29 protein-coding genes are annotated in these 25770 nt (G+C 39.9%); 26 read left to right on the top strand and 3 right to left on the bottom strand.

Annotated features, from left to right (window positions below):
* On the top strand, positions 1 to 268 hold a 268-nt coding region (locus IQ31_RS27365), incomplete at its 5' end, for a transposase (RefSeq protein ID WP_167512266.1).
* Between the two features lie 247 nt (positions 269 to 515).
* Here the strand turns inward: IQ31_RS27365 and IQ31_RS17220 are convergent.
* Positions 516 to 1247, bottom strand: coding sequence for an RDD family protein (locus IQ31_RS17220; RefSeq protein ID WP_088163328.1), 732 nt, complete (start codon positions 1245 to 1247; stop codon positions 516 to 518).
* Between the two features lie 114 nt (positions 1248 to 1361).
* Here IQ31_RS17220 and IQ31_RS17215 point away from each other — a divergent pair, with 114 nt between their 5' ends.
* The 6 genes from IQ31_RS17215 to IQ31_RS17190 are packed head-to-tail and all read left to right on the top strand — an operon-like array spanning position 1362 to position 7601.
* The gene (locus tag IQ31_RS17215; RefSeq protein WP_145328835.1) at positions 1362 to 2324 is read left to right on the top strand and encodes a stage II sporulation protein M; all 963 of its coding nucleotides are present in this window, start codon (positions 1362 to 1364) and stop codon (positions 2322 to 2324) included.
* A complete protein-coding gene (locus IQ31_RS17210) occupies positions 2315 to 3226 on the top strand; it encodes an ABC transporter permease (protein WP_088163327.1) in 912 nt (303 codons plus the stop codon). The genes IQ31_RS17215 and IQ31_RS17210 overlap by 10 nt, the downstream gene beginning before the upstream one ends.
* Positions 3216 to 4097 (top strand): DUF4129 domain-containing protein, encoded by an 882-nt coding sequence (locus tag IQ31_RS17205; protein ID WP_088163326.1) that lies wholly within the window; start codon positions 3216 to 3218, stop codon positions 4095 to 4097. The genes IQ31_RS17210 and IQ31_RS17205 overlap by 11 nt, the downstream gene beginning before the upstream one ends.
* Positions 4094 to 5287, top strand: coding sequence for a DUF4350 domain-containing protein (locus tag IQ31_RS17200; protein WP_145328832.1), 1194 nt, complete (start codon positions 4094 to 4096; stop codon positions 5285 to 5287). Before IQ31_RS17205 ends, IQ31_RS17200 begins: the two co-directional genes overlap by 4 nt.
* Positions 5284 to 6273 (top strand): AAA family ATPase, encoded by a 990-nt coding sequence (locus tag IQ31_RS17195; RefSeq protein WP_145328830.1) that lies wholly within the window; start codon positions 5284 to 5286, stop codon positions 6271 to 6273. Before IQ31_RS17200 ends, IQ31_RS17195 begins: the two co-directional genes overlap by 4 nt.
* Positions 6273 to 7601: a DUF58 domain-containing protein gene (locus tag IQ31_RS17190; protein ID WP_112375111.1), complete on the top strand. Its 1329-nt coding sequence runs from the start codon at positions 6273 to 6275 to the stop codon at positions 7599 to 7601. Before IQ31_RS17195 ends, IQ31_RS17190 begins: the two co-directional genes overlap by 1 nt.
* Here the strand turns inward: IQ31_RS17190 and IQ31_RS17185 are convergent.
* Both IQ31_RS17185 and metK read right to left on the bottom strand, forming a co-directional pair.
* The gene (locus IQ31_RS17185) at positions 7594 to 7998 is read right to left on the bottom strand and encodes a Dabb family protein (protein ID WP_208734293.1); all 405 of its coding nucleotides are present in this window, start codon (positions 7996 to 7998) and stop codon (positions 7594 to 7596) included. The genes IQ31_RS17190 and IQ31_RS17185 overlap by 8 nt on opposite strands.
* Before the next feature lie 172 nt (positions 7999 to 8170).
* Positions 8171 to 9424, bottom strand: coding sequence for a methionine adenosyltransferase (gene metK, locus IQ31_RS17180; protein ID WP_088163322.1), 1254 nt, complete (start codon positions 9422 to 9424; stop codon positions 8171 to 8173).
* Positions 9425 to 9728: 304 nt separating this feature from the next.
* On the opposite strand from metK, the gene IQ31_RS17175 reads away from it, so the two are divergent.
* The 19 genes from IQ31_RS17175 to nuoK all read left to right on the top strand — a co-directional run bounded on the left by IQ31_RS17175 (position 9729) and on the right by nuoK (position 25751).
* Entirely contained in the window at positions 9729 to 10607 is an 879-nt protein-coding gene (locus IQ31_RS17175) for a diacylglycerol/lipid kinase family protein (protein ID WP_075990318.1), read from the top strand.
* Positions 10608 to 10611: 4 nt separating this feature from the next.
* Entirely contained in the window at positions 10612 to 10962 is a 351-nt protein-coding gene (locus IQ31_RS17170) for a translation initiation factor (RefSeq protein WP_075990317.1), read from the top strand.
* Positions 10963 to 11395: 433 nt separating this feature from the next.
* The gene (locus IQ31_RS17165; protein WP_075990316.1) at positions 11396 to 12220 is read left to right on the top strand and encodes a MotA/TolQ/ExbB proton channel family protein; all 825 of its coding nucleotides are present in this window, start codon (positions 11396 to 11398) and stop codon (positions 12218 to 12220) included.
* A gap of 101 nt (positions 12221 to 12321) precedes the next feature.
* Complete coding sequence (locus IQ31_RS17160; RefSeq protein ID WP_075990315.1) at positions 12322 to 12984, top strand: ExbD/TolR family protein; 663 nt, start codon at positions 12322 to 12324, stop codon at positions 12982 to 12984.
* A gap of 24 nt (positions 12985 to 13008) precedes the next feature.
* A complete protein-coding gene (locus tag IQ31_RS17155; RefSeq protein ID WP_075990314.1) occupies positions 13009 to 13566 on the top strand; it encodes an ExbD/TolR family protein in 558 nt (185 codons plus the stop codon).
* Positions 13567 to 13597: 31 nt separating this feature from the next.
* A complete protein-coding gene (locus IQ31_RS17150) occupies positions 13598 to 14485 on the top strand; it encodes an energy transducer TonB (protein WP_088163319.1) in 888 nt (295 codons plus the stop codon).
* 330 nt (positions 14486 to 14815) lie between these two features.
* The gene (locus tag IQ31_RS17140) at positions 14816 to 15742 is read left to right on the top strand and encodes a PstS family phosphate ABC transporter substrate-binding protein (RefSeq protein WP_158638900.1); all 927 of its coding nucleotides are present in this window, start codon (positions 14816 to 14818) and stop codon (positions 15740 to 15742) included.
* A gap of 25 nt (positions 15743 to 15767) precedes the next feature.
* Complete coding sequence (locus tag IQ31_RS17135; protein WP_145328828.1) at positions 15768 to 17567, top strand: tetratricopeptide repeat protein; 1800 nt, start codon at positions 15768 to 15770, stop codon at positions 17565 to 17567.
* 119 nt (positions 17568 to 17686) lie between these two features.
* Positions 17687 to 18061 (top strand): NADH-quinone oxidoreductase subunit A, encoded by a 375-nt coding sequence (locus IQ31_RS17130; RefSeq protein ID WP_088163316.1) that lies wholly within the window; start codon positions 17687 to 17689, stop codon positions 18059 to 18061.
* A gap of 60 nt (positions 18062 to 18121) precedes the next feature.
* On the top strand, positions 18122 to 18673 hold the full coding sequence (locus IQ31_RS17125; protein ID WP_075990308.1) for an NADH-quinone oxidoreductase subunit B: 552 nt from the start codon (positions 18122 to 18124) through the stop codon (positions 18671 to 18673).
* Positions 18674 to 19171 carry an NADH-quinone oxidoreductase subunit C gene (locus tag IQ31_RS17120; RefSeq protein ID WP_075990307.1) on the top strand — a complete coding sequence of 166 codons (498 nt, stop codon included), beginning with the start codon at positions 18674 to 18676 and terminating at the stop codon, positions 19169 to 19171. It begins immediately after the preceding gene.
* A 10-nt stretch (positions 19172 to 19181) separates the two neighbouring features.
* Positions 19182 to 20417 carry an NADH-quinone oxidoreductase subunit D gene (locus IQ31_RS17115; RefSeq protein ID WP_075990306.1) on the top strand — a complete coding sequence of 412 codons (1236 nt, stop codon included), beginning with the start codon at positions 19182 to 19184 and terminating at the stop codon, positions 20415 to 20417.
* Positions 20410 to 20931, top strand: coding sequence for an NADH-quinone oxidoreductase subunit NuoE family protein (locus tag IQ31_RS17110; protein ID WP_145328826.1), 522 nt, complete (start codon positions 20410 to 20412; stop codon positions 20929 to 20931). The genes IQ31_RS17115 and IQ31_RS17110 overlap by 8 nt, the downstream gene beginning before the upstream one ends.
* Before the next feature lies 1 nt (position 20932).
* Complete coding sequence (gene nuoF, locus IQ31_RS17105; protein WP_075990304.1) at positions 20933 to 22288, top strand: NADH-quinone oxidoreductase subunit NuoF; 1356 nt, start codon at positions 20933 to 20935, stop codon at positions 22286 to 22288.
* 30 nt (positions 22289 to 22318) lie between these two features.
* Complete coding sequence (locus tag IQ31_RS17100) at positions 22319 to 23338, top strand: NADH-quinone oxidoreductase subunit G (RefSeq protein WP_145328824.1); 1020 nt, start codon at positions 22319 to 22321, stop codon at positions 23336 to 23338.
* Between the two features lie 8 nt (positions 23339 to 23346).
* Positions 23347 to 24390 (top strand): NADH-quinone oxidoreductase subunit NuoH, encoded by a 1044-nt coding sequence (nuoH, locus tag IQ31_RS17095; RefSeq protein ID WP_145328822.1) that lies wholly within the window; start codon positions 23347 to 23349, stop codon positions 24388 to 24390.
* 13 nt (positions 24391 to 24403) lie between these two features.
* A complete protein-coding gene (locus IQ31_RS17090; RefSeq protein ID WP_070560982.1) occupies positions 24404 to 24913 on the top strand; it encodes a NuoI/complex I 23 kDa subunit family protein in 510 nt (169 codons plus the stop codon).
* Positions 24914 to 24924: 11 nt separating this feature from the next.
* Positions 24925 to 25422 (top strand): NADH-quinone oxidoreductase subunit J family protein, encoded by a 498-nt coding sequence (locus IQ31_RS17085; RefSeq protein ID WP_145328820.1) that lies wholly within the window; start codon positions 24925 to 24927, stop codon positions 25420 to 25422.
* A complete protein-coding gene (gene nuoK, locus IQ31_RS17080; protein WP_046673084.1) occupies positions 25422 to 25751 on the top strand; it encodes an NADH-quinone oxidoreductase subunit NuoK in 330 nt (109 codons plus the stop codon). Before IQ31_RS17085 ends, nuoK begins: the two co-directional genes overlap by 1 nt.
* The last annotated feature ends 19 nt before the right edge of the window (positions 25752 to 25770 follow it).

The following is a 25770-nucleotide window of genomic DNA, read 5'->3' as shown; positions in this document are numbered from 1 at the left end:
GGCTGAGACCTTTCCAGACTACAAAACGGCACTTGCACAGCTGGTCAAGGCAGTCAATATATACAATCATTTTAGGCCACATATGTCCTGCAATATGATGTCTCCCCAGCAGGCACATCAGCAATTGCAGAACCAAAAAGTTCCCAAAATGTTTCAAAGACGTAACGCTGAGTCAAAAAAGTTCCGCAGCAAAACTAGGGAAACTGTGGTTAGGGAAAGGACAACCGATAACAGTCAGAAAACGGACAATGACAACCAAATCCAGTAGAAAAAATAGGATGTAAAATCTATATAGTAATCTGTTCGGTAAATGTAAACCTATTTCAGTATAAGACATACCTGTAAAAATGGATAAGACATAGGGATCATTTTCGGAGATTACTCGGTGCTTCTTCGGTGCTTGTTCGGAGCTCGTTCGGTGCTTCTTCGGTTGGAAGCGAAGAAACACCGAACGAGCTCCGATCGATATCCGTTTTTTAACCGAGAGAATGCCGAATCAACTATGGGCTTAAAAACTATTTATCCTTAAACATACTGTAGTGATCTTTCATGACTTGCAGGACAAAATCATTGGGGGTCATTTTTTCAGGATGTTTTACCTCCATCACCGTTTCCAGGCGTTGTACTAAAGCAGTTAAAATTCCTACATCTCTTCTATCAAAAGCTGTTTGATAGATCTCTTTGACCGAATTAGCATCTTTATCACTCAATTTAATCACTTGTGGAAATAGGATAGGGTGATTGTCGAATGTCTCTTCGTAAATTGTGTCGCTCAATTTTAAGGTAGGTTTGAGGCTGATAACAGAAGTTTCACCCGCAATATCTCCAATGCGTTGTCCATTTTTGGATAAAACGATCGAAGTAATGGCGACACCACCCATCGTCATCCAGATATCTACGATAGATAGGCTCCATCTGGACAAGTACTGATAGAAGTTGGCCCGGGAGCCGTCAAGTTTGACGACCTTTATTTTCATGATTTTCTTGCCGACTGTCTGACCTCCGAAAGCTGTTTCAGTAATCAAAGTATAAAAAAATGCAGGTAAGGTCAATGCCATCATAATCCCATAAAAAAGATAAGGATCTCCTGTGTTCATGTTTATGCTGTCCAAGAGAAAAAAGCAAAAGAAATAATAACAGACTATAATAAAATAATCTATTGCAAATGCGATCATTCTTGAGCCAAGACTGGCAAGATTATATTCGATTTTTACATTTTGTGCCGTATTTATCTCAAGCTTATTCATATGCAAATTAGTTGAATTTAATGTAATATAGCATATCTAGGTCATTTTAGTTCTAATTTGTGCTTTTCAATCATGGATATTTCCTATATTTGGTTATGCCAGTTAAAAAAATTAATGAGAGAAGCATCCTTTGTAGAACGAAATAAAGAAAAATGGACGTTAATTGAAAATAATTTATCAATTAATATGCAGGTTGATCCAGATGAATTGGCCTCAAATTACATTGAGCTCACAAATGATCTGGCGTATGCGCAAACCTTTTATCCTGAAAGTAAGGTAAAGGCTTATCTGAATGAACTGGCCGTGACCGTCCATCAGAAAATCTATAAAGATCAGAAAGCTTCCAATAATAAGTTTAAATCTTTTATCACCGAAGAGATACCACAAGCAATTTGGTCCATCCGTAGACCTTTGTTATACTCTTTTTTAATTTTTGTTTTGGCTTCGGTCATTGGTTTTGTGTCGTCTGTATACGATATGGATTTTATTCGGCTTATTTTAGGTGACTACTATGTCGATTCGACGATAGAAAGCATAAAAGCGGGAGATCCTGCTGCGGTATATGGAAAGGGGAGTAACTTTGGGTCAGCAATTTGGATTACGATTAATAATGTGCGGGTTGCCTTTATGGCCTTTGCTGCTGGACTATTTTTCAGTGTAGGAACAGGTTATGTTTTGTTTAGCAATGGTATTATGCTTGGTGCATTTCACCATATGTTTTTCCAGTACGGCGTTATGGGGAAAGCCATGTCGGCGATTTGGATTCATGGCACTATTGAGATTTCGGTAATTATTGTGGCTGGAGGATGCGGATTGGCTATCGGTAATAGCATTCTATTTCCCAAATCGTTTACACGTTTGACATCTTTTGTCCGCACAGCAAAGATTGCGATGAAAGTTCTCGTCAGCACAATTCCTTTTTTTATTATCGCTGGTACATTGGAAGGATTTGTAACACGGTATTATAATGTGTCAGTTTGGTTATGCTTATTGATTATCGTTTTATCCTTACTGGCTATCCTTTATTTTTATGTTATTAATCCTTATCGACTAGCAAAACGATTTCAATGGAAATAGATTTTGAATTTCAAAAAGAACGGAAGATAGGGGACTTTGTCCAAAGTTTTATAGACCTTTTTAAATTGATCTATAGGCACTTTGTTTCTACTATTTTTGGGTTATCTGCTCTGCCACTGGCGGGGATTGCCTTGGTTTATTATTTTCTGTCTACAAAAATCACATTCTCTGCCAACAGTGATTCTTTTGAGGATATCGATGCTTTTACGTGGGCTGGATTACTCATTCTGGCGCTGATAGCTTTGGGGCTGTACGTTTATGGTATTTCTATCGAATATTTTGTACTGCTCAAAGAACGCAAAAGTACGGCATTTTCGGGAGCGGAGGTGCTGAAGAATTTCAGATCAAACCTCGGGAAATACTTTATGTTTTTGATTGCCATGATATTGGCGTTAATTGTTGTCTTTATTCCCCTGGCCATCGTCGCTGCAATTTGTGCTTTTATCCCTTTCGTCGGAAGTTTTGCGATCGGTATTTTGGGGTCTATGGTTGGCATTTGGTTATTTTGCTCATTTTTATTTTATCGGGAAGGTTATTCGGATCTGGGCAGTTGTTTTACGGATGCCTATGTGATGCTGAGCAAAAAGTTGATTCAGTATGGCATTGCCACCTATATCGTGAATTTTATTTTCCAAATGGCTGTCATGATGATTTCCATTGTGCCATTGATTATCATGGGGCTTTTGTCATTCAACTTCCTTGGAATAGATGCCGCTTTCTTTGACTCATCCTGGGGAAAACTGCTGATGACATTTGGGGGCTTATTTATCACACTATTTACCCTCTTTCTGTATATGTCCGGTGTTTTGGCCAACGGTATTATTTATGAAACGGCCAAGGATCTCAAATTTGGGGAACGTATTTATGGCATGATCGAAAAGATAGGAGGAAATGGTGAATAGACTCTTCGTTTTTCTTGGTATCGCCTTATTATCCGTTTTTTTTGCTTGTGATCCAAAACCAAGGGACACTGATTCCAATAGCGATAGGATTGATTCACTTAATGTGCAAATAGATTCGACCTTGGTGGGAACAGATTCTGTCGCTATTGACTCAATAGCCGTAAAAGCTTCTAATGGCCAACAGGAAAAAGATGAAATTGACCTGTGGGATCCAGCATTATTTGATTCAATCCCAAAATATACCGAAGAACGTTCGTTTAAAATGGATCCTTATCAGGATATCATCAAAAGATACGAGACCGATGATTTTGTTTATTCTGAAAATATTAAAGATCGGGTGGGAGCATTACAGCGCATCCTTGCCCGACTTGCAGATTGGATTGGAAGCATCATGCCAGATAATCCCTATAAATTTCGGGAAGAATTTGGCTACGTATTTGCCTTTTTAGCTGTTATTGCATTAGCGTTTATCCTCTATAAAGTACTCTACAACAGGAAACAATATTTTATTAAACATAGTGAAGAGGAGAGTGAACTTGACGTTTTAGCCTATGTGGAGCGAAACCTGATGAATAGCAACCTAGAACCTTATATTCAGGAGGCTATTGCCCAAAGGAATTATGCGTTGGGAATCCGATACTTACAGCTATTGAATATTCAGAAACTAGCGCAATCAGATCATATAAAATGGAAGCTGAGCAAAACAAATGCTGAATTTGCAGAAGAGATTCAAAACGAAGAGCTCCGTCGTGGATTTGCCGAATGTACAAGAATATTTGATTATGTCTGGTTTGGTCAATTTGAATTGACAGAAGACAATTTTAGTCAATATCAGCAATTGTTTCACCAATATCAAAAACAGATTAAATGAAGGGATCGGTAAAATTTGGATTGATATTATTGACTGTTGTGTTAGTGCTAATAGCTCTTATCGATGCAACAAGTAAGAAACCTATTATCTGGGATCGGACTTTTGATGCAAAGGATAAAAATCCCTTTGGAGCTTATGTATTGCGTCAAGAACTGAAGCATATCATTGATCAAAAGAATACAACGATTGAGCGTCCATTGTATGAGTATCTGGATAGCACAAAGAAAACAGACGCTAACTTACTTTTTTATACGTCCTATTTTTCGATGGGTGAAGCAGCGGAAGATAAGTTACTGGATTATGTAAACCGGGGTGGGAAAGCAATGATTGTAGCCGAGGATATTGATAATTATCTATTGGATTCCCTGGGTTTGAAAGCCGATAATTTCTATGGTTTTAAAAAAGGTGTAGATATAAAAAGTCAGTTGCGCGTGCGGTTGATGAACGATAACAATAAAATTCATTACAGTAAATCAGATCTTGGCGAAGTCTTCAAAAAACTTCCTAAAAATGCGACCATTTTAGGCTCGATCACCTATAAGGAATTTGCGCTACCGAACTTCATTGCTGTTCAATTTGGTAAAGGAACATTCTATCTTCACCTGACCCCTGATTTATTTGGGAACTATTACTTGCTGAATTCCGCCTCGCAATATGCCTATGTTGCTAAGTCGTTATCTTATCTAAATGATAAGCCGATCGCTTGGTATGATTTTAAAGCGAATATGGAGCAATATCGGACACCTTTGCGTGTATTGCTTATGAATGATGGTCTTCGGCAAGCATGGTATGTTTTGTTAGCAGGACTAGTTCTTTTGCTTGTGTTTAGAAGTAGACGTGAGCAGCGGGCTGTGGCGGTAGTGAGTCCGGAACCAAATCTCTCGAAGGAGTTCTGTGGAACCATCGCTACTTTATATTATGAAAATGGTGCACCAGGTAATATGGTCGCAAAAAAAATAGATTATTTCCTGCACGATCTTCGGATGCGCTTTCATTTGGATACGCTGATGTTGCGGGAAGAAGAGTTCAGTGAGGAACTGGCCGAGCGGTCTGGGGTTTCGCTCGCAGAGACACAGTCTTTAATCAGGCTGATTGTTCGTATGCAAGATGCTAAACAACATGAAGTGGCTGATCTCAAATTGATTAATGATACAATAGAAGAGTTTAAACATAAAGCAAAAATGATATGAGTGACTTCGATAAATATATATCTTTTGAAAACCGAATCGATGTGTCCGTTTTATTCGATAAAATGGCGCAGGTAAAGTCGGAGGTGAAAAAAGTAATCGTTGGGCAAGATCAATTGATTGACATGCTCTTAATCTCGATCTTGGCTTCAGGGCATTCTTTGATCGAGGGCTTACCTGGGGTAGCAAAAACATTATCCGCAAAATTGATTGCCAAAACTATTCACAGTGAATTCAAGCGGATTCAATTTACACCGGATTTAATGCCTTCGGATGTAACAGGATCGTCGATACTCGATTTGAAAAGTAATGAATTTGAATTTCGTAGGGGACCTATTTTTGCAAATATTGTTTTAATCGATGAAATCAATCGTGCTCCGGCAAAGACACAAGCTGCACTTTTTGAGAGTATGGCGGAGCAACAAGTGTCGGTCGATGGAACGACCTATCGATTGCCAGGACCATTTGTTGTTTTTGCGACACAAAACCCCATCGAACACGAAGGTACTTATCGATTGCCGGAAGCTCAGCTCGATCGTTTCTTGTTTAAGATCAATGTGAATTATCCTGAACTTGAACAGGAACTGGAAATATTAAAGGAACACCACGCCCAAAAAGCAGAGAATAAAGAGGATCAGGTTCAGGCTGTAGTTTCGGCCGCAGAAATTTTAGAATTCCAGAAATTGATCAAATCTATCTTTGTTCACGAAGAGTTGTTAACTTACATTGCTCAAGTTATTATAAAGACACGAACGAATCCAAGTTTGACCCTTGGGGCATCACCGCGGGCTTCTATTGCTTTGTTGGAATCAGCAAAGGCTTCAGCTGCCTTGACAGGCCGAGACTTTGTTACTCCTGAGGATATTCGGAGGGTGGCATCTGTCGTACTGGGCCACCGTGTTATGTTGACTCCAGAAAGGGAAATGGAAGGATTTACCACCGCTTATGTCATCGACCAAATCATTAATTCTGTAGAAATTCCAAGATAATGAAGAAATTAAGGCAGCTTTTTCTAACAAATCAATTCTTCTACACCCTATTAGGTGTAGCAACACTCTTTACATTTTCTTTTTTCGTTAAAGGATTGTTGATTGTGGCTTGGATTGTTTTTTGGATATGGTTGGCTGTTTTGGCTTTTGATTTTATTGTCTTATTTTCAGGAAAGGGGCGAATTGAGGTCACAAGGGTATATCCTGAAAAATTATCCAATGGCGATGAAAACCCGATGCGTCTGATTGTGAATTCTTTTTACCCGTTTGGGACAAAAGTTGATATTTTGGAGGAGTTTCCGGTACAGCTTCAAATTCGGGATAAAGATTTTGCGACAAGTTTGCTGGCCTTTCAGCGCTCGGAAATTTCGTTTTCCCTGCGACCCACACAAAGGGGTGTTTATCAGTTTGGTCGTTGTATGGCTTTGGTTCAGCGTTTTGGATTTTTCAAAAGAAGGTTTGTTACCAATCAAGAACAGGAAATACCCTGTTATCCATCCTATATTCAACTCCGAAAATACCAGCTTTTGGCAACAAGTAATCGGTTGAATGAACTGGGGATCAAGCGTATTCGACGGATTGGTTCGGCTATGGAATTTGACCATGTTAGAGAATATGTGCAGGGGGATGACTATAGACACATGAACTGGAAGGCATCTGCAAAAGTAAAGAAGCTGATGGTCAACCAGTACGAAGAGGAGAAGTCTCAACCAATTTATTCTTTTATTGATCTAGGTCGGGCAATGCGTATGCCATTCAACGGTCTTACCTTATTGGACTACTCGATCAATGCTGCGCTGGTCCTTTCCAATGCGACCATCTTAAAGCAGGACCGAGCCGGATTATTAACCTTTTCAAAGGATATCAATGCATTTATAGCCGCTGAGAAGAGGAATAATCAAATGCACAAGATTTCGGAGGCACTATACCAGGTGTCGACCAAATTTGAGGAGTCGGAATTTGGAAGATTATATAGTTATGCCAATGCACATATTAATAAACGTTCGCTGATTTTTGTCTATACAAATTTTGAGACCTTAGATTCCTTAAGACGTCAGCTAAATTACCTGTCGATGTTAAATAGAAGCCACATTATAGTCGTTGTTGTTTTTAAAAACGTAGAAATAGAGGATTTAGCGAAGAGTACGCCGAAAAAGACAATAGATATTTACAACCAGGTCATTGCTGAAAAGTTTATCTATGAGAAACAACTTATCGTACAGGAACTGATTCGCAATGGGTTTCAGACAATCTATACAGCACCGGAAAACCTGACCATTAACTCCATCAACAAATATTTGGAAATTAAGGCACGTGGCCTTATTTAATGATGGAGGTATCTTTGACCATTACTTTTGTCCACAAATGCTGATATTTTTCGATCGCTTTTAAATGAATCGGATGTGTCTCGTACGTTGTAATACCTTTAAGGTTTTTGAAAGTGACAATCAATGTATAGTCAAAGCTGTTGTCTACGACAGGTCTCGGGTTTGTCTGCGCCGGAACTCCATAATTGAGCGTTTTGATGATGTCGATTTTTCGAAGGTCCTCAAAAAATCCAACAAAATTCTTTTTTTCTTTTTCACTGAGATCTTTTTTTAGCCAAAAATTGACAACGTGTACAATGGTGCTGGACTCGATAGCCTCATCCGATTGAACTGTATTTGCCCATGTGGGAGCAGTTACGAGCACCATGGGTGCTAGAAGAAAGTTGCGTCTTTTCATGATTGAAACGGTTTAGAAGCTTTAAGATACAAAACCTTCGTGAATTCACCAATACCAATGACGCTCATCGTGAGAAAAGGTTTTTTGTGTTTAATGAAAAATAGGCGTTTTTAACAAACAAAAAAAGGAAGACATCATGTCTTCCTTTTATCTTTTTATGGAGGGTAGGTTCTCACAAACCAAACTCTTCTTTCACTTTATCGATATAATCCAGTTTTTCCCAAGTAAAAAGTTCAACCTCAATTTGCTTTTTCTCGCCAGTTGAGCTCTCGAATTCCTTGGTTACTTTTTTTGGTGTTCTTCCCATGTGTCCATAGGCAGCCGTTTCTGAATAAATTGGATTTCTCAGACCCAAACGCGTTTCAATTCCGTAGGGAGTCATATCAAACAAATGAGCAATTTTTTCAGCAATCTGACCATCGGTCAAATTTACTTTGCTCGTTCCATAGGTATTTACATAGATTCCCATAGGATCTTTTACACCAATTGCATAGGAAATCTGTACGAGAATTTCATCTGCAACACCTGCTGCCACTAAGTTTTTGGCAATATGGCGCGTTGCGTATGCAGCAGAACGGTCTACCTTAGATGGATCTTTTCCTGAGAAAGCCCCTCCACCATGTGCACCTCGGCCGCCGTAGGTATCGACAATGATCTTGCGACCGGTAAGTCCTGTATCTCCGTGAGGTCCACCGATAACAAATTTTCCAGTTGGATTGATATGAAACTTAATTTCATCGTTAAATAACAACTGAAGTTCTGGTTTCAATTGTGCTTTAACACGAGGAATCAAGATCGTTTTGATGTCATGTGTAATTTTATCCAACATAACTTGTTCCGTATCGAAGTCGTCATGTTGTGTGGAGATTACGATTGCTTCGATTCTTTTTGGTTTGTGATCGTCACTATACTCAAGGGTAACCTGAGATTTTGCGTCCGGGCGCAAATACTTGATTTCGTTATTTTCGCGACGTAGCTCGGCCAATTCATAAAGTAAGCGATGCGATAGGTCCAATGCCAGAGGCATAAAATTCTCAGTTTCGTTGTTTGCATAACCGAACATGATACCTTGGTCGCCCGCACCTTGTTCTTGCCTTGTCTTGCGGTCTACGCCCTGGTTGATATCAGCAGACTGCTCGTGAATCGCCGAAAGAACGCCACAGGAATTTGCCTCGAACATGTATTCAGACTTGGTGTAGCCAATCTTTTGGATCACCGAACGGGCTATTTTCTGAACATCGAGGTATATGTTTGATTTAACTTCCCCGGCAAGGACAACCTGTCCTGTGGTTACTAGTGTTTCAATAGCGACGCGAGAATCCTCGTCCCATGCTAAAAAATTGTCTATTAATGCATCTGAAATTTGATCCGCAATTTTGTCTGGATGCCCTTCAGAAACAGATTCTGACGTAAATAAATAAGCCATGCTTTACGTAATTTTTAATATTGGATTTGCGCTAGAATGAAATAACAGCAAAGTGATAAGAGCCGTGATAGCGAAGGGTTTTTAGCACTTTTTTACTGTGGTTGCAATCTCCTTGTCGTTGCCTTGTAACGCAACAGCACGCAAATCAGTCCACATTCTATTTTTTGTGCGACAAAGCTACAATACTTTGAGGATTATTTAAAATCAAATTTATATTTTAACTTTTAAAAGCATAGGGAAGTGCGTTAATTAGTATAAAGATTACATTATTTTAAGAAATTGGTAATTTCCGCTATCTTTGGATATGTCAGAACGTAAACAAATACTGTTTGTTATTAATCCTATTTCAGGGGGGAAAAATAAAACTTCTTTTAAAAAACAAGTGCTGGATGTGCTTGATCTGCAGAAGTTTGATCCTACTTTTCAGCAGACCGCGAGACCGAACCATGCTTACGAAATTGGGCTGAAAGCGGTCAAAGAAGGCTATGATGCAGTTATCGCGGTCGGTGGTGATGGGACGATCAATGAACTGGGCTCCGCTTTGGTAGGATCTGGAATTCCATTGGGGATTATTCCTGAAGGTTCTGGTAACGGCCTGGCGCTTTACTTGGGGGTTCCAATGAATGAAGCTGCTGCTATCCGTCGGATTAATCGTTTTGAATCGATAGAGGTGGATTGTGGTGTAATTAATGATAGACGATTTTTTAATATCGCGGGTTTAGGTTTTGATGCCTCTGTAAGTGAAAATTTTGCGAATGAAAATATTCGCGGACCTTTGGGCTATATGAAGTCCGTTTTTAATGTGCTCAGCAAGTATCAGCCGGCACATTACAAATTGACGATTGATGGAAAGGTATACGAAAGGCAAGCGTTTATGATCAGCGTAGCGAACTCTCCCCAATATGGAAATAATGCCTATATCGCACCACAGGCTTCGGTTAACGATGGCATTTTAGATGTCTGTATCGTGCACAAATTTCCGCTTTACATTTTGCCAAAGATGATTTTCCATCTTTTTAATAAATCGGCAGATCAATCCAGTTATGTCGAGATCATTCCTGGAAAGAACATACAGATCGAGATTGATAAGGTGTCACCGGTTCATGTGGATGGGGAGCCGATCGAACTTGGCGATAAATTGGATATTTCCATTATGCCAAAAGCGTTAAAGATAATTTGTTAAGATCATGAGTAAAAATAAGAAACAGTCCTATGAGGGCGTTGTATATTCAACAGACGACAGCTTCAGCTATCAGCTGGCTGATTTTTTTCAGGAAGCAGATACGTTACCTGTAAATCAGCAAAACTTAAAAGTGCAGCTTGACCGGAAAATGCGGAAGGGGAAAGTTGTTACGTTGGTTACGGGGTTTGTTGGAAAAGCGGAAGACTTGGAGAATTTAGGTAAATTGTTGAAAACGAAGTGCGGAGTGGGTGGAACAGTGAAGGATGGGGAGGTCATCATTCAGGGAGAGTTTAAACAAAAGATCTATGATTTGTTACTTAAAGAGGGGTATCGCGTAAAATTAGTTGGTGGTTAAACAAGTATATCAGGGATAATAGTGGTAAATCTAATGAATTGTCTATTAGGCAAGTATGCTTTGAGTGTAGGATGCCTAGTTGTTCAGAAACATGAGTAATCACTTACTTTTTGTCGTTTAAAATCCTTGATTTTTTTGCATATCAAAAAAAAAATGGCTTTCATTGTAAAATAATTATTGCGAATAAGCGATTTAGCATAGAGTAATAATGATTATATAACGGGAACTGCTGAGAAAAATAACACTGATTAATGGTGTGTTCAGTTTGAAAAAACAAATTTGATTTTTTTTATATATTTGAGATGAATATTTTAAATTTGACATTAAATATTAAATTTGCTTTGCAAAATTGGTTTCAAAAGCGAATAAGAGTGCATATAATTTAAACAACATTATATATTTAAACAACAGTAAAAAACTAAAAATTAGAAAAATGGCAAACGCACCTAAAACTGCTGCAAAACAAGAGAGCAACAACGGAGGATCTTTCTTTGCTCAAGCTGCAATCATCATCTGTTTCATCGTGGGTTTCTGTGTATGGAAATTTGTGATGGGCAATCCAACTAACTTCGTTGACAACAATCCTGAAAATGCTCCAAATCCAGGTAACTACTTAGGAATGGTTTACCATGCTGGGGCTATCGTACCTGTTTTGCTTGGTTTATTCTTGATGGTATGGGTTTTCTCAGTAGAACGTTTTATCGTTATTAACAAAGCTTCTGGTAATGGTAACGTAGGAAACTTCGTTCGTAAAATTCAAACGTTGATTAATGGTGGAAACATCGATTCAGCTATCGCTGAGTGTGACAAACAAAAAGGTTCAGTAGCAAATGTTGTAAAAGCTGGTTTATTGAAATACAAATCAGTATCTGCAGATCCTGAAGTAAACACCGAAAAAGCTGCTATTGCAATTCAAAAAGAAATCGAAGAAACTACAGCATTAGAAATGCCAATGTTAGAGAAAAACTTAAACGTTATCGCTACATTAGTTTCTATCGGTACATTATGTGGTCTATTGGGTACGGTAACAGGTATGATCAAAGCCTTCTCGGCATTGGCAACAGGTGGTGCTCCAGATTCAGCTAAATTGGCAAACGGTATCTCTGAGGCCTTGATCAATACAGCAACTGGTATCGCGACTTCAACATTCGCTATCGTATTGTATAACATCTTTACTGCAAAAATCGATAAATTAACTTACTCTATCGACGAAGCTGGTTTCTCAATCGTACAAACATACGCTGCAAACCACAAATAAGAACTATGATGAAAGTTTTTGATTTTATTTTATGGAAATCAAAAATCAAAAGCATCATAGGATAGAAGATTGAGTTTTTAATTTAAAAAGAAGAATTTAAAATGGGTAAAGCAAAAGTAAAAAGAGCCAGTACGTCGATCGACATGACAGCGATGTGTGACGTATCGTTCTTACTGCTTACGTTCTTCGTCTTAACGGCGACTGCGCGCCAACCGGAAGCATTGACGGTGGATACCCCAGCATCGACTACAAAAGATAAGTTACCTGATTCAAATGTAGGTATGATCACAATAGGCGATCAAGGTAAAGTTTTCTTCGGTACGACTGATCAACAGGTTCGCGTAAAAGCACTAGAAAGAATGTCAGCAAAATATGGCGTTGGCTTTTCACAAGAAGATTATGATCGTTTCAAATTGATGGAAAACTTTGGTGTACCAATGTCTAAATTGAAAGGATTATTAGCTCTGGATGGAAGTAAGCGTACAGAGAAAGGTCTGCAAACTGGTATCCCGGTTGATAGTACAGAGAATACTTCAAATGAGTTGTATTACTGGGTTCAAAATGCCCGTCTTGCAGCTGAGGAGGTAAATAAGGAAAAAGAAGCATCTGATAAAAATTTCGTGCATCCAGGACCTTTAAAGATGGCTATCAAAGCAGATGCGAATGAAAAATATCCTTCGGTTAATTTAGTTATTGAAACGTTGCGCAATCAAAAGCAAAACAAATTTAGTTTCATAACAGGCATGCGTGCTGAGGAGAAATAATTGACGATTTAATAAGAACAAACAATGGCAGAATTAAATCAGGATAGTGGTAAAAAAGGCAAAGGCGGGAAGGTAAGATCCAAGAAGAATGGCGGTAAGGTCGACCTTACAGCGATGGTGGATTTGGCGTTCTTGTTGATTACCTTCTTCATGTTGACCACATCCTTAAATAAACCGCAAGCGATGGATGTGGCTATGCCAGACAAAAATAAAATTAAGGAGCAACAAAGCGATGAATTGCTTACAGCAGATAATCGTTCACTTACAATTTTATTGGGTTCTGACAATAAAGTCTCTTGGGTATATGGTCAAGTTGCTCGTCCGATCGAAGGTCCTACTGTTGCTGGTTACGGTGCGGATGGGATTCGTAAGGTTTTGATGGAGAAAAAGGCATATGTACCTCGCGTTTCAGGCGGTAAAGACATGATCGTAATCATAAGACCGAGTGATAAATGTACACAACGTAATCTTGTTGACATTCTTGACGAGATGAAAATTGTAGACGTAAAACGCTATATGATCGGAAAGATTACTCCAGAGGAAGTGGACGTGTTAAAACGTGACAATATCTATAATGATTAGTTATTAGATTGACACAAAAAACTAAAATAATATGATAGGGTCAAAATTAGATATTTTTAAGAAAGAATGGCTTGACGTCGTTTTTCAAGGCCGCAATAAGGAGTACGGAGCTTATGAGCTTCGTAAGCTAGCGCCTAAAGCGACTAACAGGGGACTTCTTGTCGTTATCGGCATTGTAGTCATAGCCAGTTTCCTTAGTGTTTATGGAAGTAAGCTGTTCCCGAAGAAAGCCGTTGAGGCTCCTCCTGCAGTAACTGAAGTTACTTTGGAAGACCTTGAAGAAATCAAACCACCAGAGCCTGAAGAAGAGGAGCCGCTTCCGCAAGAACCGGAAGAAAAACCTCAACAAGTGGCTATGGATGTACCGAAAGAAGATTTGGTTCGTTTCCCTGAACCTAAAGTAGCTCCTGCAAACAAAGTTGTGGAAGAAGTTGCTTCTCAGGAAGAGTTGAAAGACCCAAATAAAACTCCAGCGCGTATTACTTTGAAAGGTAGCCCGACTGGTACTTCTGTTGCACGTGGTGAATTTGGTTCGAAGAAACAAGATGGCGCAATCACTGGTGCTGCAAAAGGCGATCCAAATGGTAATGGAGATGAAATTCTTCCATTTAATGCCATCGAGGTTCAGCCAATGCCTGTAGGCGGTATGCAAGCATTTATGTCTTGGGTAGGTTCAAACTACGAGTATCCAGCTGCGGCAACTGAAAATGGTGTAAATGGTGTCGTTGAGGTATCTTTCGTTGTAGAAAAAGATGGTAGCTTAACAGACATCAATATCAAACGCGATTTGAAATATGGTACTGGTGATGCAGCCGTAAGGTTGCTTAAGAAAGCGAAGAAATGGAAACCTGGTATTCAAAATGGTCGTCCAGTTCGTGTAGCGTACACTTTACCAATTCGATTGAACCTTCAAAATTAGAATGACAAATTTTAATTCGAATAATAGTTCAAATTATAGACAGAAATCGCCTCTGAAGCGGTTTCTGTCTATTTTGGGACTATTTATGTTTGGCTTTTATTTTGTTTTGGGCCTTTTGATTATATTCTGGGACAATTTTCCCATTGAGATTAATCCAACCTACAAAACAATCTTTGGTGTCGTATTGATCCTGTATTCTTTTATGCGGTTTGTGCGGCTTTGGCAAAATAATTTTTAATTAACTGCCCTCTTCTTTTTGGCTACAACCAATTCTCTCTTCAAAAATTAAACTATTTTTTAATTAAACTGTCTTATTTTATGATGTATCATATGAGAAAATATAAAATGGTTCTTGTGATGCTTGGCATCTGTATGGGCATTTTTGTTTCCTGCGAAAATAAAACAAAGCAAACGAAAGAGAGCGATGATATTCTAACGGGTAAGCTACCCGTTATTGTGGATCAAACTTTGTTGCCTATTATCCAAGAATCTGCGGATGTGTTTGAGAGTTCTTATCCAAATTCGAGTTTGGAGCTTATTGCTCGTCCCGAAATTAAAGCGGTGAATGCATTGCTTGGCGATTCGGCCTATGTGGTTGTGTTGACGCGCAAGCTGACAAATGAGGAAGATAGCTACTTTAAAAAGCGAGGGATTCAACCTAAAATATTCCAAATGGCGTCGGATGCCGTTGTATTGATCAATAATCGTAACAGTGCTGATACTATAATGCCTCAAAAAGACGTTAAGTCTTTGTTGGAAGGTAACTTAGCAGGACAACGACTGATCTTTGACAACGCCAATTCAAGCACACTGCGCTATTTGAAAGATTATTTTAAATTGAACAAAATCGATCCGAAAGCTGTTTCTGCTTTGAAAGATAGTGAGGATGTAATGAAATATGTGAGCGAGAATGCAAATACAGTGGGCGTTATTGGTTATAATTGGTATTTAAAAGCTGTAGAAAAAAATTCGAATTTATTGGATAAAATTCGTACATTGAGCATCGAAAGTGTTGGTAAGGAGGGCGAAAAGGTCAGTTTTTATAGACCATCCCAATCGACTATCGCCGACGGCTTATATCCTTTTATAAGACCTGTCTACATTATGAACTATCAGCCGAATATGGGCTTAGGTTTAGGCTTCAGTGCCTTTTTGACAGGAGATCGTGGACAACGTATTGTATTGAAAGCTGGATTGGTTCCTGCTACAATGCCTGGACGAGAGATCATTATTAGAGATGAAAGTTATATTAAATAGATAATAAATAGTACAAAAATAGATTATGACAAACAGTAAATTATTATTTAGTCTTTTATTGGCGGGATCTGTGGGCACAGTAAGTGCACAAAGTTTGAAAGATGCTAGAGCAGCCATCGAGGCTGAAAATTATGGTAAAGCGAAAACTATCCTTCAACAGTTAGTGACTAAGCAACCTAAGAATGGAGATAATTATTTCTATTTGGGTCAAATTTATTTGGTAAACGACAGAGCGGATTCTGCCGCTGCGATTTTCAACCAAGGTTTGGCTGCTGATCCAAAGGCTACAATCAACAATGTAGGTTTGGGCTATGTTGACTTAATGAAAAAGGATAAAGCGAGCGCTGAATCTAAATTCGCTTTGGCAACCGCAAAATTAGGTAAAAAAGATTATGAACCATTATTGGAAATCGGTCGTGCATATATAAAAACGCCTGAGCCTGATTATGCGAAAGCTTTGGAATACCTAACGCAAGCGAAAGAAAAAAACAAAAAAGATGTTGCAATTCCTATCGCATTAGGTGATGCATACCGTGGTTTAAAAGAAGGTTCATTGGCTTATACAAGCTATGGTGAAGCGACTGATATCGATCCAAATTCAGTACAAGCGAAAGTTGGACAGGCTGTGATCGTACGTGGTGCGCAGGCTTTTGATGAGGCTATCACACAATTGGAAGCTATTGCGGCGGAAACTCCGGCATATGCACCTACTTACCGTGAGTTGGCTGAAACATATAACCAATGGTCTAGATTGCCGGGTACTTCTGACGAGAAATATGTCGAGTTAAATAAAAAAGGTGTTGAGCAATACAAAAAATACCTGGAAGTTGCGGGTGATAATTCATTGGAAGCTAAAATCCGTTATGCCGATTTCTTGGTTTACGCGCGTCAATACGACGATTTGAAGGTAGTTTCTGAGGAATTAGCTCAAAACCCTTCTGTAGATCCAAAAATTTATCGTTATTTGGGGTATATCGCCTTCCAAAAAGCTAAAGATTATCCGAAAGCATTGGAGTACTTAAACCAGATGTTTAGCAAAATGGAAAAAGATCGTGTAATTCCATTGGATTATATGTATCTAGGTATGTCTGAGATTGCAGCAAATAGCCCTAAGCCAGCGGCTGCTGGTGCAGATAGCACGGCTACTGCGGCTCCGGTATTGACAGCAGAGAATACGGCGAATATTCAAAAGGGTATTGCCGATATTAAGAAAGCAATTGATTTAGACAAAGAATTGTTGGGAGAAACAGCTGAGTTGGCATTTGCTAAATACCAAGAGCAAGAATTGCAGACAGCAGCCTCTTTATTCGAACTAGTTGCTTCTTATAAAGATAACAAGACATATTTGTTTGATGCAAACTACTATGCTGGAGAAGCTTATTACCAAATCGGTGCAAAGGAAGATGCTGCTAGTAAGAATGAGGAACAAGTGGTCGTTAATCAAGAATTGAGAGATAAAGCAATTGCTGATTTGCAAAAAGCACAGACTTTCTTATCTGTTATTGAAACGACAGACAATAAAGAAGCACAAGATAAATATTTGATCAATGCGCTTTATTATAAAGCTTTTGCTGCCTTAACCGCGGACAACTTGGAGCAACCTAAAGGTGATTTCGTTGCATCCTTCCAAAAATTGATCGAAACCATCAATCAACGTGGCGCACAAGAGAAGAATAAAAATTATTTGATCGATGCAAATACATATATCGGACTTTACTATTACGTGAAGCAAGATCTTCCTAAAGCGAAGGAGAGCTTCCAAAAAGTATTAGCTATAGATCCGGCAAATGAAGCTGTTAAAGGTTACTTAGAGGGCCTGAAATAAGCTTAAATAAAATCATTCTAAATTAGGCGTAGATAGTAATATCTACGCCTTTTTTGTTTTGATTTTTACCTTGAAATCTCTATATTTAGAGATAGTTACCAATATAAATTTTAATTGAGATGGAGCAAGCCAATAGTATGCCGATAGACTACTTGCCTATATTTATACAGCTTCTTGTTGCTGTTGGATTTGGAGTAGGTACCATAATTATTACACATCTTATCGGGCCGAAAGTCCGCACGGAAAACAAGCTTGGAGCTTTTGAGTCGGGAATTGAAGTTGTCGGAAATGCCAGGCAGCCTTTCTCCATAAAATATTTTTTGGTCGCTATCCTGTTTGTCATATTTGATGTTGAAGTTATTTTCATGTATCCATGGGCGGTCAACTTCCGGGAAATGGGACTACAGGGCTTGATCGAGATGTTTATTTTCATGGGGCTGCTCTTGTTGGGCTTTATCTATGTGATCAAGAAAAAAGCATTGAGTTGGGATTAGATATTCCCGTGATGGTTGGCCTTTGGGCCAGCAATACTTAAACCTATAAATCGACTTTTCATGAGTGATATAAAATTGGCAGAAGCTCCTCCGGGAGTAGAAGGCGCAGGTTTTTTTGCGACAAGTTTGGACAAAGCCATTGGCTTGGCCCGAGCCAACTCGTTATGGCCTTTGCCCTTCGCCACATCCTGCTGTGGTATCGAGTTTATGGCAACGATGGGCTCTACTTACGATTTGGCTAGATTCGGTGCCGAACGCCCGAGCTTTTCACCGCGTCAGGCAGATATGCTATTGGTAATGGGTACCATTGCTAAGAAAATGGCTCCGGTGTTAAAGCAGGTGTATGTGCAAATGGCCGAGCCACGCTGGGTAATTGCTGTAGGGGCCTGTGCATCTAGTGGTGGTATTTTCGATACGTATTCTGTCTTACAAGGAATAGATGAAATTATACCGGTTGATGTGTACGTGCCTGGTTGTCCTCCCCGTCCAGAAGCAATTTTGGATGGCGTGTTGCGTCTACAAGATATTGTAAAGAATGAATCATTGAACCGGAGAAATACACCCGAATACAAAGCGCTGCTTGAGAAGTACGGAATACATACAAACAAATAGATGATGGAAAACAGTTTTTTATTGGATAAGCTCCAAGGAAATTTTCCGGCAAAGATTAACGAAATTCAAGATGCACACAATTTATTGACGATTGTCGTGGATACGGAAGATGTGATTGATGTACTTCGTTTCTTGAAATCGAATAAGGAGTTGCAGTTTATTCATCTCACGGATATTACGGCAGTGCATTATCCGCATTTAGAAAAGGAGTTTGCTGTGGTTTATCATATTCATAGTCTCGTTCATAATATCCGAATCCGAGTGAAGGTCTTTTTGTATGGGCCGAATCCTGAGATTCCAACAGCAACCGTCGTTTGGAAAGGCGCGAACTGGATGGAGCGTGAGACTTTTGATTTTTTTGGTGTCAATTTTATAGGGCATCCCGATTTGAGAAGGATTTTGAATGTAGATGATATGGAGGTGTTTCCAATGCGTAAGGAATATCCTTTGGAAGATCCAAATCGCGTAGATAAGAAAGATTTGTATTTCGGCCGTTAATTTATACGATATGAGCGAATTTATAAGCAAGATAACATCTAATCAGCCTGTCTTCGAAGACAACGATCCGCAAGACGAGTTGATTACCCTAAATATTGGTCCCACGCACCCCGCTACGCATGGCGTATTTCAGAACGTGGTACAAATCGATGGCGAGCGTATTGTGAGTGGCGTGTCCACGATCGGTTATATTCACCGCGCATTTGAAAAAATTGCTGAACATCGACCTTTTTATCAAATAACGCCTTTGACTGATCGTCTAAATTATTGCTCGTCTCCAATCAATAATATGGGCTGGCATATGACCGTTGAAAAGTTGCTCAAGATAGAGATTCCTAAGCGGGTGCAATATATGCGTGTTATCGTCATGGAGCTTGCCCGTATTGCGGATCATATTATTTGTAATGGTATTTTGGGGGTAGATACGGGTGCTTTTTCCGGCTTTTTGTATGTGATGCAGGAACGCGAGTTTATCTATGAAATCTTTGAAGAAATCTGTGGCGCTCGTCTGACAACGAACATTGGTCGTATTGGAGGCTTCGAGCGTGATTTCAATGCTATAGCCTTTGAGAAAATACGTGAATTTCTGAAACGCTATCCTCCGGTGTTGCAAGAATTTGAAGAGTTGTTTGTTCGTAACCGCATTTTTATTGAACGAACGTCGGGTGTTGCTGCTGTAACAGCAGAAGATGCCCTGGATTATGGCTGGTCTGGTCCTATTTTACGGGCGACAGGTGTAGATTACGATGTGCGTGTACAGAATCCTTATTGCTCGTATGAAGAATTTGATTTCGATGTGCCTGTTGGCACGACAGGTGATGTATACGATCGTTTCATGGTTCGGAACGCCGAAATGTGGCAATCACTTCGGATTATTGAACAGGCATTAGCGAAAATTGAGAAAGAACCTAAAGGAGTCTTCCATGCGGAGGTTCCTGATTTCTATTTACCTCCGAAAGAACAGGTGTATACCAATATGGAAGCTCTAATTTACCACTTTAAAATCGTCATGGGTGAGGTGGATACACCTAAAGCTGAAGTTTATCATGCGGTCGAAGGGGCAAATGGTGAACTCGGTTTTTATTTGATTCATGATGGTGGACGGTCACCTTATCGTCTGCATTTCAGGAGACCTTCTTTTGTCAATTATCAGATGTTTGCACCAATGAGTGCAGGAATGCTGATTTCAGATGCTATTATAAATATGAGTAGTCTTAACGTTATAGCTGGAGAATTAGATGCTTAGTGTAAAACAACATAATGAAAATGTAACGTTTTCTCCAGAATTGTTAGCCAAGTTTGGAGAAGTGGTAAGCCGTTACCCTGAAGGAAAGCATAAATCGGGCTTATTGCCCATTTTACATTTGGTTCAGGCGGAATACGGCTGGGTTAGCGCAGATGCGATGGATAAGGTTGCTGTTTACCTGAATATATTACCGATTGAGGTGTATGAGGTGGCAACCTTCTATACCATGTTCCTGTTGCAACCCAAAGGAAAATACGTACTGGAGATTTGCCGTACCGGGCCTTGTTGTTTGGTCGGTGCAGAGCGTATTATGGGGCATTTAGAGCAAAAGCTCGGTGTAAAGGAGGGACAGGTCACAAGCGATGGGCTTTTCTCTTGGCGTGGTGTAGAATGTTTGGCTGCCTGTGGTTTTGGACCAGTCTTACAGATTGGCCCTGAATATACATTCTATGAGAATCTGACAGAAGATAAAGTCGACGAATTGATTGATAATTTAAAAGCTAAAACAGAATAATATGGCACGTAAACTTTTGTTGACTCATATCGATGTTCCGGGCATCAATACCTTTGAGGTCTATCGACAAAAAGGTGGTTATGTTGCTGTTGAAAAAGTATTAAAGACAATGTCTCCTGAGGATGTTGTCGAAGAGGTTAAGAAGTCTGGATTACGTGGCCGTGGGGGAGCTGGTTTTCCTACGGGGATGAAATGGTCCTTTTTGGCTAAACCTGAGGGGGTGCCACGCTATTTGGTCTGTAATGCCGACGAGTCTGAGCCAGGGACATTCAAAGACCGTTATTTAATGACACATATTCCGCATGCACTCATTGAGGGAATGATTGTATCCAGCTTCGCTTTGGGGGCTCACACGTCGTATATCTATGTGCGTGGAGAGATGATGCCACAGATCAGAATTTTGGAGCGTGCTATTGCTGAAGCCAAGGAAAAAGGGTTTTTGGGTAAAAATATTTTAGGTTCGGGGTATGATCTGGAGATCTATGTTCAACCGGGAGGTGGAGCGTATATCTGTGGTGAGGAAACGGCTTTATTAGAGTCTTTAGAAGGTAAACGAGGTAATCCGCGTATTAAACCCCCTTTTCCGGCGATAGCGGGTTTATATAACTGCCCGACAGTGGTGAATAATGTGGAATCTATTGCAACGACAGTTCCCATTATAAATTTGGGTGGTGAAGAGTATGCTAAGATCGGTGTAGAGCGTAGTACCGGAACAAAATTAATTTCCGCTAGCGGAAATATTGTAAAACCAGGTGTCTACGAGATCGAACTCGGTCTGCCTGTTGAAGAATTTATTTACTCGGACGAATATTGTGGTGGTATTGCCAACGGAAAACGAATGAAGGCTGTCGTGGCCGGAGGCTCTTCGGTGCCTATTTTACCGGCTAATCTGATCTTGAAAACTGCTGCTGGAAATAGTCGATTGATGACTTATGAGTCATTGGCTGATGGTGGCTTCCAAACTGGTACAATGCTCGGATCAGGTGGTTTTATCGTATTTGATGAGGATCAGTGCGTGGTGCGTAATACCTGGAATTTTGCGCGATTCTATCATCATGAAAGCTGTGGTCAATGTTCGCCTTGTCGTGAAGGAACAGGCTGGATGGAGAAGGTGTTGCATAAGATCGAGAGCGGTCACGGCTCGATGTCAGACATTGATTTGCTGTGGGATGTGCAGCGGAAAATTGAAGGCAATACAATCTGTCCATTAGGGGATGCTGCAGCATGGCCTGTGGCAGCAGCAATAAGACATTTTAGGGATGAATTTGAATGGCATATCCTGCATCCGGAAGAGTCACAAACACGGAATTATGGACTGGCACATTATGCTGATCCTTTACAACCAATAGTATCATAATAGAAGCTGTAACGATAAATTAATCATATCATGGCAGAAGCGGAAGATATAAAGTTTAAGGTCACCATCGATGGTATACCGATAGAGGTTGCTCCTGGGACAAGCATATTAAATGCAGCGAGACAGATCGGCGGCGATATAGTCCCTCCGGCAATGTGTTACTACTCCAAACTGGAGGGGAGTGGCGGTAAATGCCGTACCTGTTTGGTAAAAGTCTCCAAGGGATCTGAAAAAGATCCAAGACCGATGCCGAAATTGGTGGCTTCTTGTCGTACAACGGTGATGGACGGTATGGAAGTACAAAATATTACTTCGCCAGAGGTGGTGGAAGCAAGAAAAGGTGTTGTTGAAATCTTATTGATTAACCATCCCTTAGATTGCCCAATCTGCGATCAGGCTGGTGAATGTAAATTGCAGGATCTTGGATATGAACACGGCAGCGCTCATACACGCTACGAATTCGATCGACGTACCTTCGAACGCATTGATCTGGGCGATAAGATCCAATTGCATATGAACCGTTGTATCTTATGTTACCGTTGTGTTTATGTCGCAAATCAGTTGACCGACCAGCGTGTACACGGTATCTTAGGACGAGGAGATCATGCCGAGATATCGACTTATATTGAAAATGTAATCGATAATGATTTCTCCGGAAATGTTATTGATGTATGTCCTGTGGGCGCTTTGACCGATAAAACCTTCCGTTTCAAGAACAGGGTATGGTTTACGAAGCCTGTCGATGCTCATCGCGACTGTCCGACATGTTCGGGTAAGGTAACCTTATGGTATAAGGGAGAAGAGGTCCTTCGGGTAACTGCTCGAAAGGATGAGTTTGGTGAAGTGGAAGAGTTTATCTGTAATACCTGTCGCTTTGATCAGAAAAAAACAAGCGATTGGGTGTTGGAGGAACCGACAGAAATAGACCGACATTCCGTTATTTCTGCCAATCACTACGAGTTATTTAATCCGCCGAAAGTTGTTAAGGAGAATCCAATACTACAGGAACAAAATCGCGAACAGTTGGCTAGAACAGAAAAATTGAAATAATCACAAATATGGAGTGGTCTTTTGTCATAGAAAAATTAATACTGGTGTCTATTGTATTCGTTATCACCTTGGTGATCGCGATGTATTCGACACTTGCGGAACGTAAAATAGCAGGTTTTATGCAAGATCGATATGGCCCCGATCGGGCTGGTCTCTTTGGTATTTTGCAACCGTTGTGTGATGGAGGTAAATTCTTCTTTAAGGAGGAAATTATCCCGGCGGGCGCACACAAAGTGCTCTTTATTTTGGGGCCTACAATTGCGATTATAACGGCATGTATTAGTTCAGCCGTTATTCCTTGGGGGCAGGAATTGCAGATTGGAGATCGCACAATTTCTTTGCAGGTTGCGCAAGGAATCAATGTTGGGGTGTTGTATATGTTTGGTGTGATTGCACTTGGCGTATATGGCATCATGTTGGGTGGCTGGGCCTCCAATAATAAATTCTCGCTTATGGGTGCAATTCGTGCAGCATCACAGAGTATAAGCTATGAGATTGCAATGGGATTGTCGCTTATCGCTTTGTTGATGGTAACGCGTACCTTGACACTGGAAGAAATCGTTGCGCAGCAGTCGGGCTTTGTCAATTGGAATATCTGGGCACAGCCCTTGGGTTTTATCATTTTTATGGTCTGTGCTTTTGCCGAATGTAATCGGGTTCCCTTTGATTTGCCAGAATGTGAAACGGAGCTTGTCGGTGGTTACCATACGGAGTACTCCTCCATGAAATTGGGACTCTACATGTTTTCCGAATATATTAACATGTTCGTTTCCTCTGCATTGATGGCATCACTTTATTTTGGCGGATATAATTTCCCTTTTATGAATGATCTGGGATTATCTGCCAATATGATCACGATCATCGGGGTGGTTGTATTCTTCATTAAAATATTGCTGTTTATCTTTTTCTTTATGTGGGTGCGTTGGACTTTACCACGTTTCCGCTACGATCAATTGATGAATCTAGGCTGGAAGATGTTGATTCCATTGGCGATTGCCAATATTGTACTTACAGGTGTATTTACATTGATTAAAGATACTTATTTCTCATAAGAAAGGACTTTTTATGCAACTAACCAATCGTAAAAAAGTAATCGAACAAAAACCGATGACATTTTCGGAAAGAATTTACTTTCCGGCCATTATCAAAGGTTTACGCATTACATTAAGGCATTTTTTTAAGAAAATTCCAACCATTAAATATCCTGAGGAAATAAGACCTTATTCGAAAAACTTCAGGGGGCAACATTCGCTCAAACGTGATGAGGAAGGGCGTGAGCGGTGTACAGCCTGTGGATTATGTGCTTTGTCCTGCCCTGCAGAGGCGATTACAATGACTGCTGCCGAGCGAAAAAAAGGTGAAGAAAATCTTTACCGCGAGGAAAAGTATGCGTCAGTATATGAAATCAATATGTTGCGATGTATTTTCTGTGGTCTATGTGAAGAGGCCTGTCCGAAAGAAGCGATCTATCTGGATGGACCGCATGTGACAGCAGATTATCTCCGTAAGGATTTTATCTATGGAAAAGATAAATTGGTAGAACCAACTTTTGATATTACCAAATTAAAGAGCTAAACCAGGAAATTATGACAGTATTTTATTTTGTAGCCTTCTTGTCTATTTTCTTTGCGCTGCTGACCATTTTTACAAAAAATCCTGTACACAGTGTACTGTATCTGGTCATTACGTTTTTTACGTTTACAATACATTATATTCTTTTGAATGCACAGTTTTTGGCTGTGGTGAATTTCATCGTATATATGGGAGCCATCATGGTTTTGTTTTTATTTGTATTGATGCTGCTCAACCTGAATAAGGATACCGAACCCATGAAATCCAATTTGGTTAAGTTTATAGGTGTTATCGCCGGCTGTTGCCTATTGGTGACTTTCTTCGGTGTATACCGCGTATTTGATATTTCTAATCCCTTGACTGTTGTTAATCCAGAAATCGGGTTGGTTAAGAATCTGGGTAAGGTGTTGTTTAACGAATTTTTGCTTCCTTTTGAGTTATCATCATTATTGTTATTGACGGCAATGATTGGAGCAATATTATTAGCTAAGAAAGAACCTAAACAAATCTAATGGAAACAGTTGTTCAACAGTTGCAGGGGGTGCCAATAAATCATTATCTGATTTTTTGTGCGATTATTTTCGTTATTGGTGTTATCGGTGTTCTTATTCGCCGTAACGTCATTATTATTATGATGTCTATTGAATTGATGCTGAATGCGGTGAACCTTCTTTTAGCTGCTTTTTCAGTGCAGCATGGCGATTCGTCAGGACAGGTCTTTGTCTTCTTTATCATGGCATTGGCGGCGGCAGAAGTTGCCGTTGGCTTGGCGATTATTATTATGGTATATCGGAATACGAAGTCTGTGGATATCGATTCCTTAAATAAACTTCGTTGGTAGAACTTAAGAAATAAATACG

The sequence above is a fragment of the Sphingobacterium siyangense genome (assembly GCF_007830445.1).
Classification (GTDB): Bacteria; Bacteroidota; Bacteroidia; order Sphingobacteriales; family Sphingobacteriaceae; genus Sphingobacterium; species Sphingobacterium siyangense.
The sequence above is the reverse complement of the archived record's forward strand: the minus strand, read 5'-3'. Positions and strand labels throughout refer to the sequence as shown.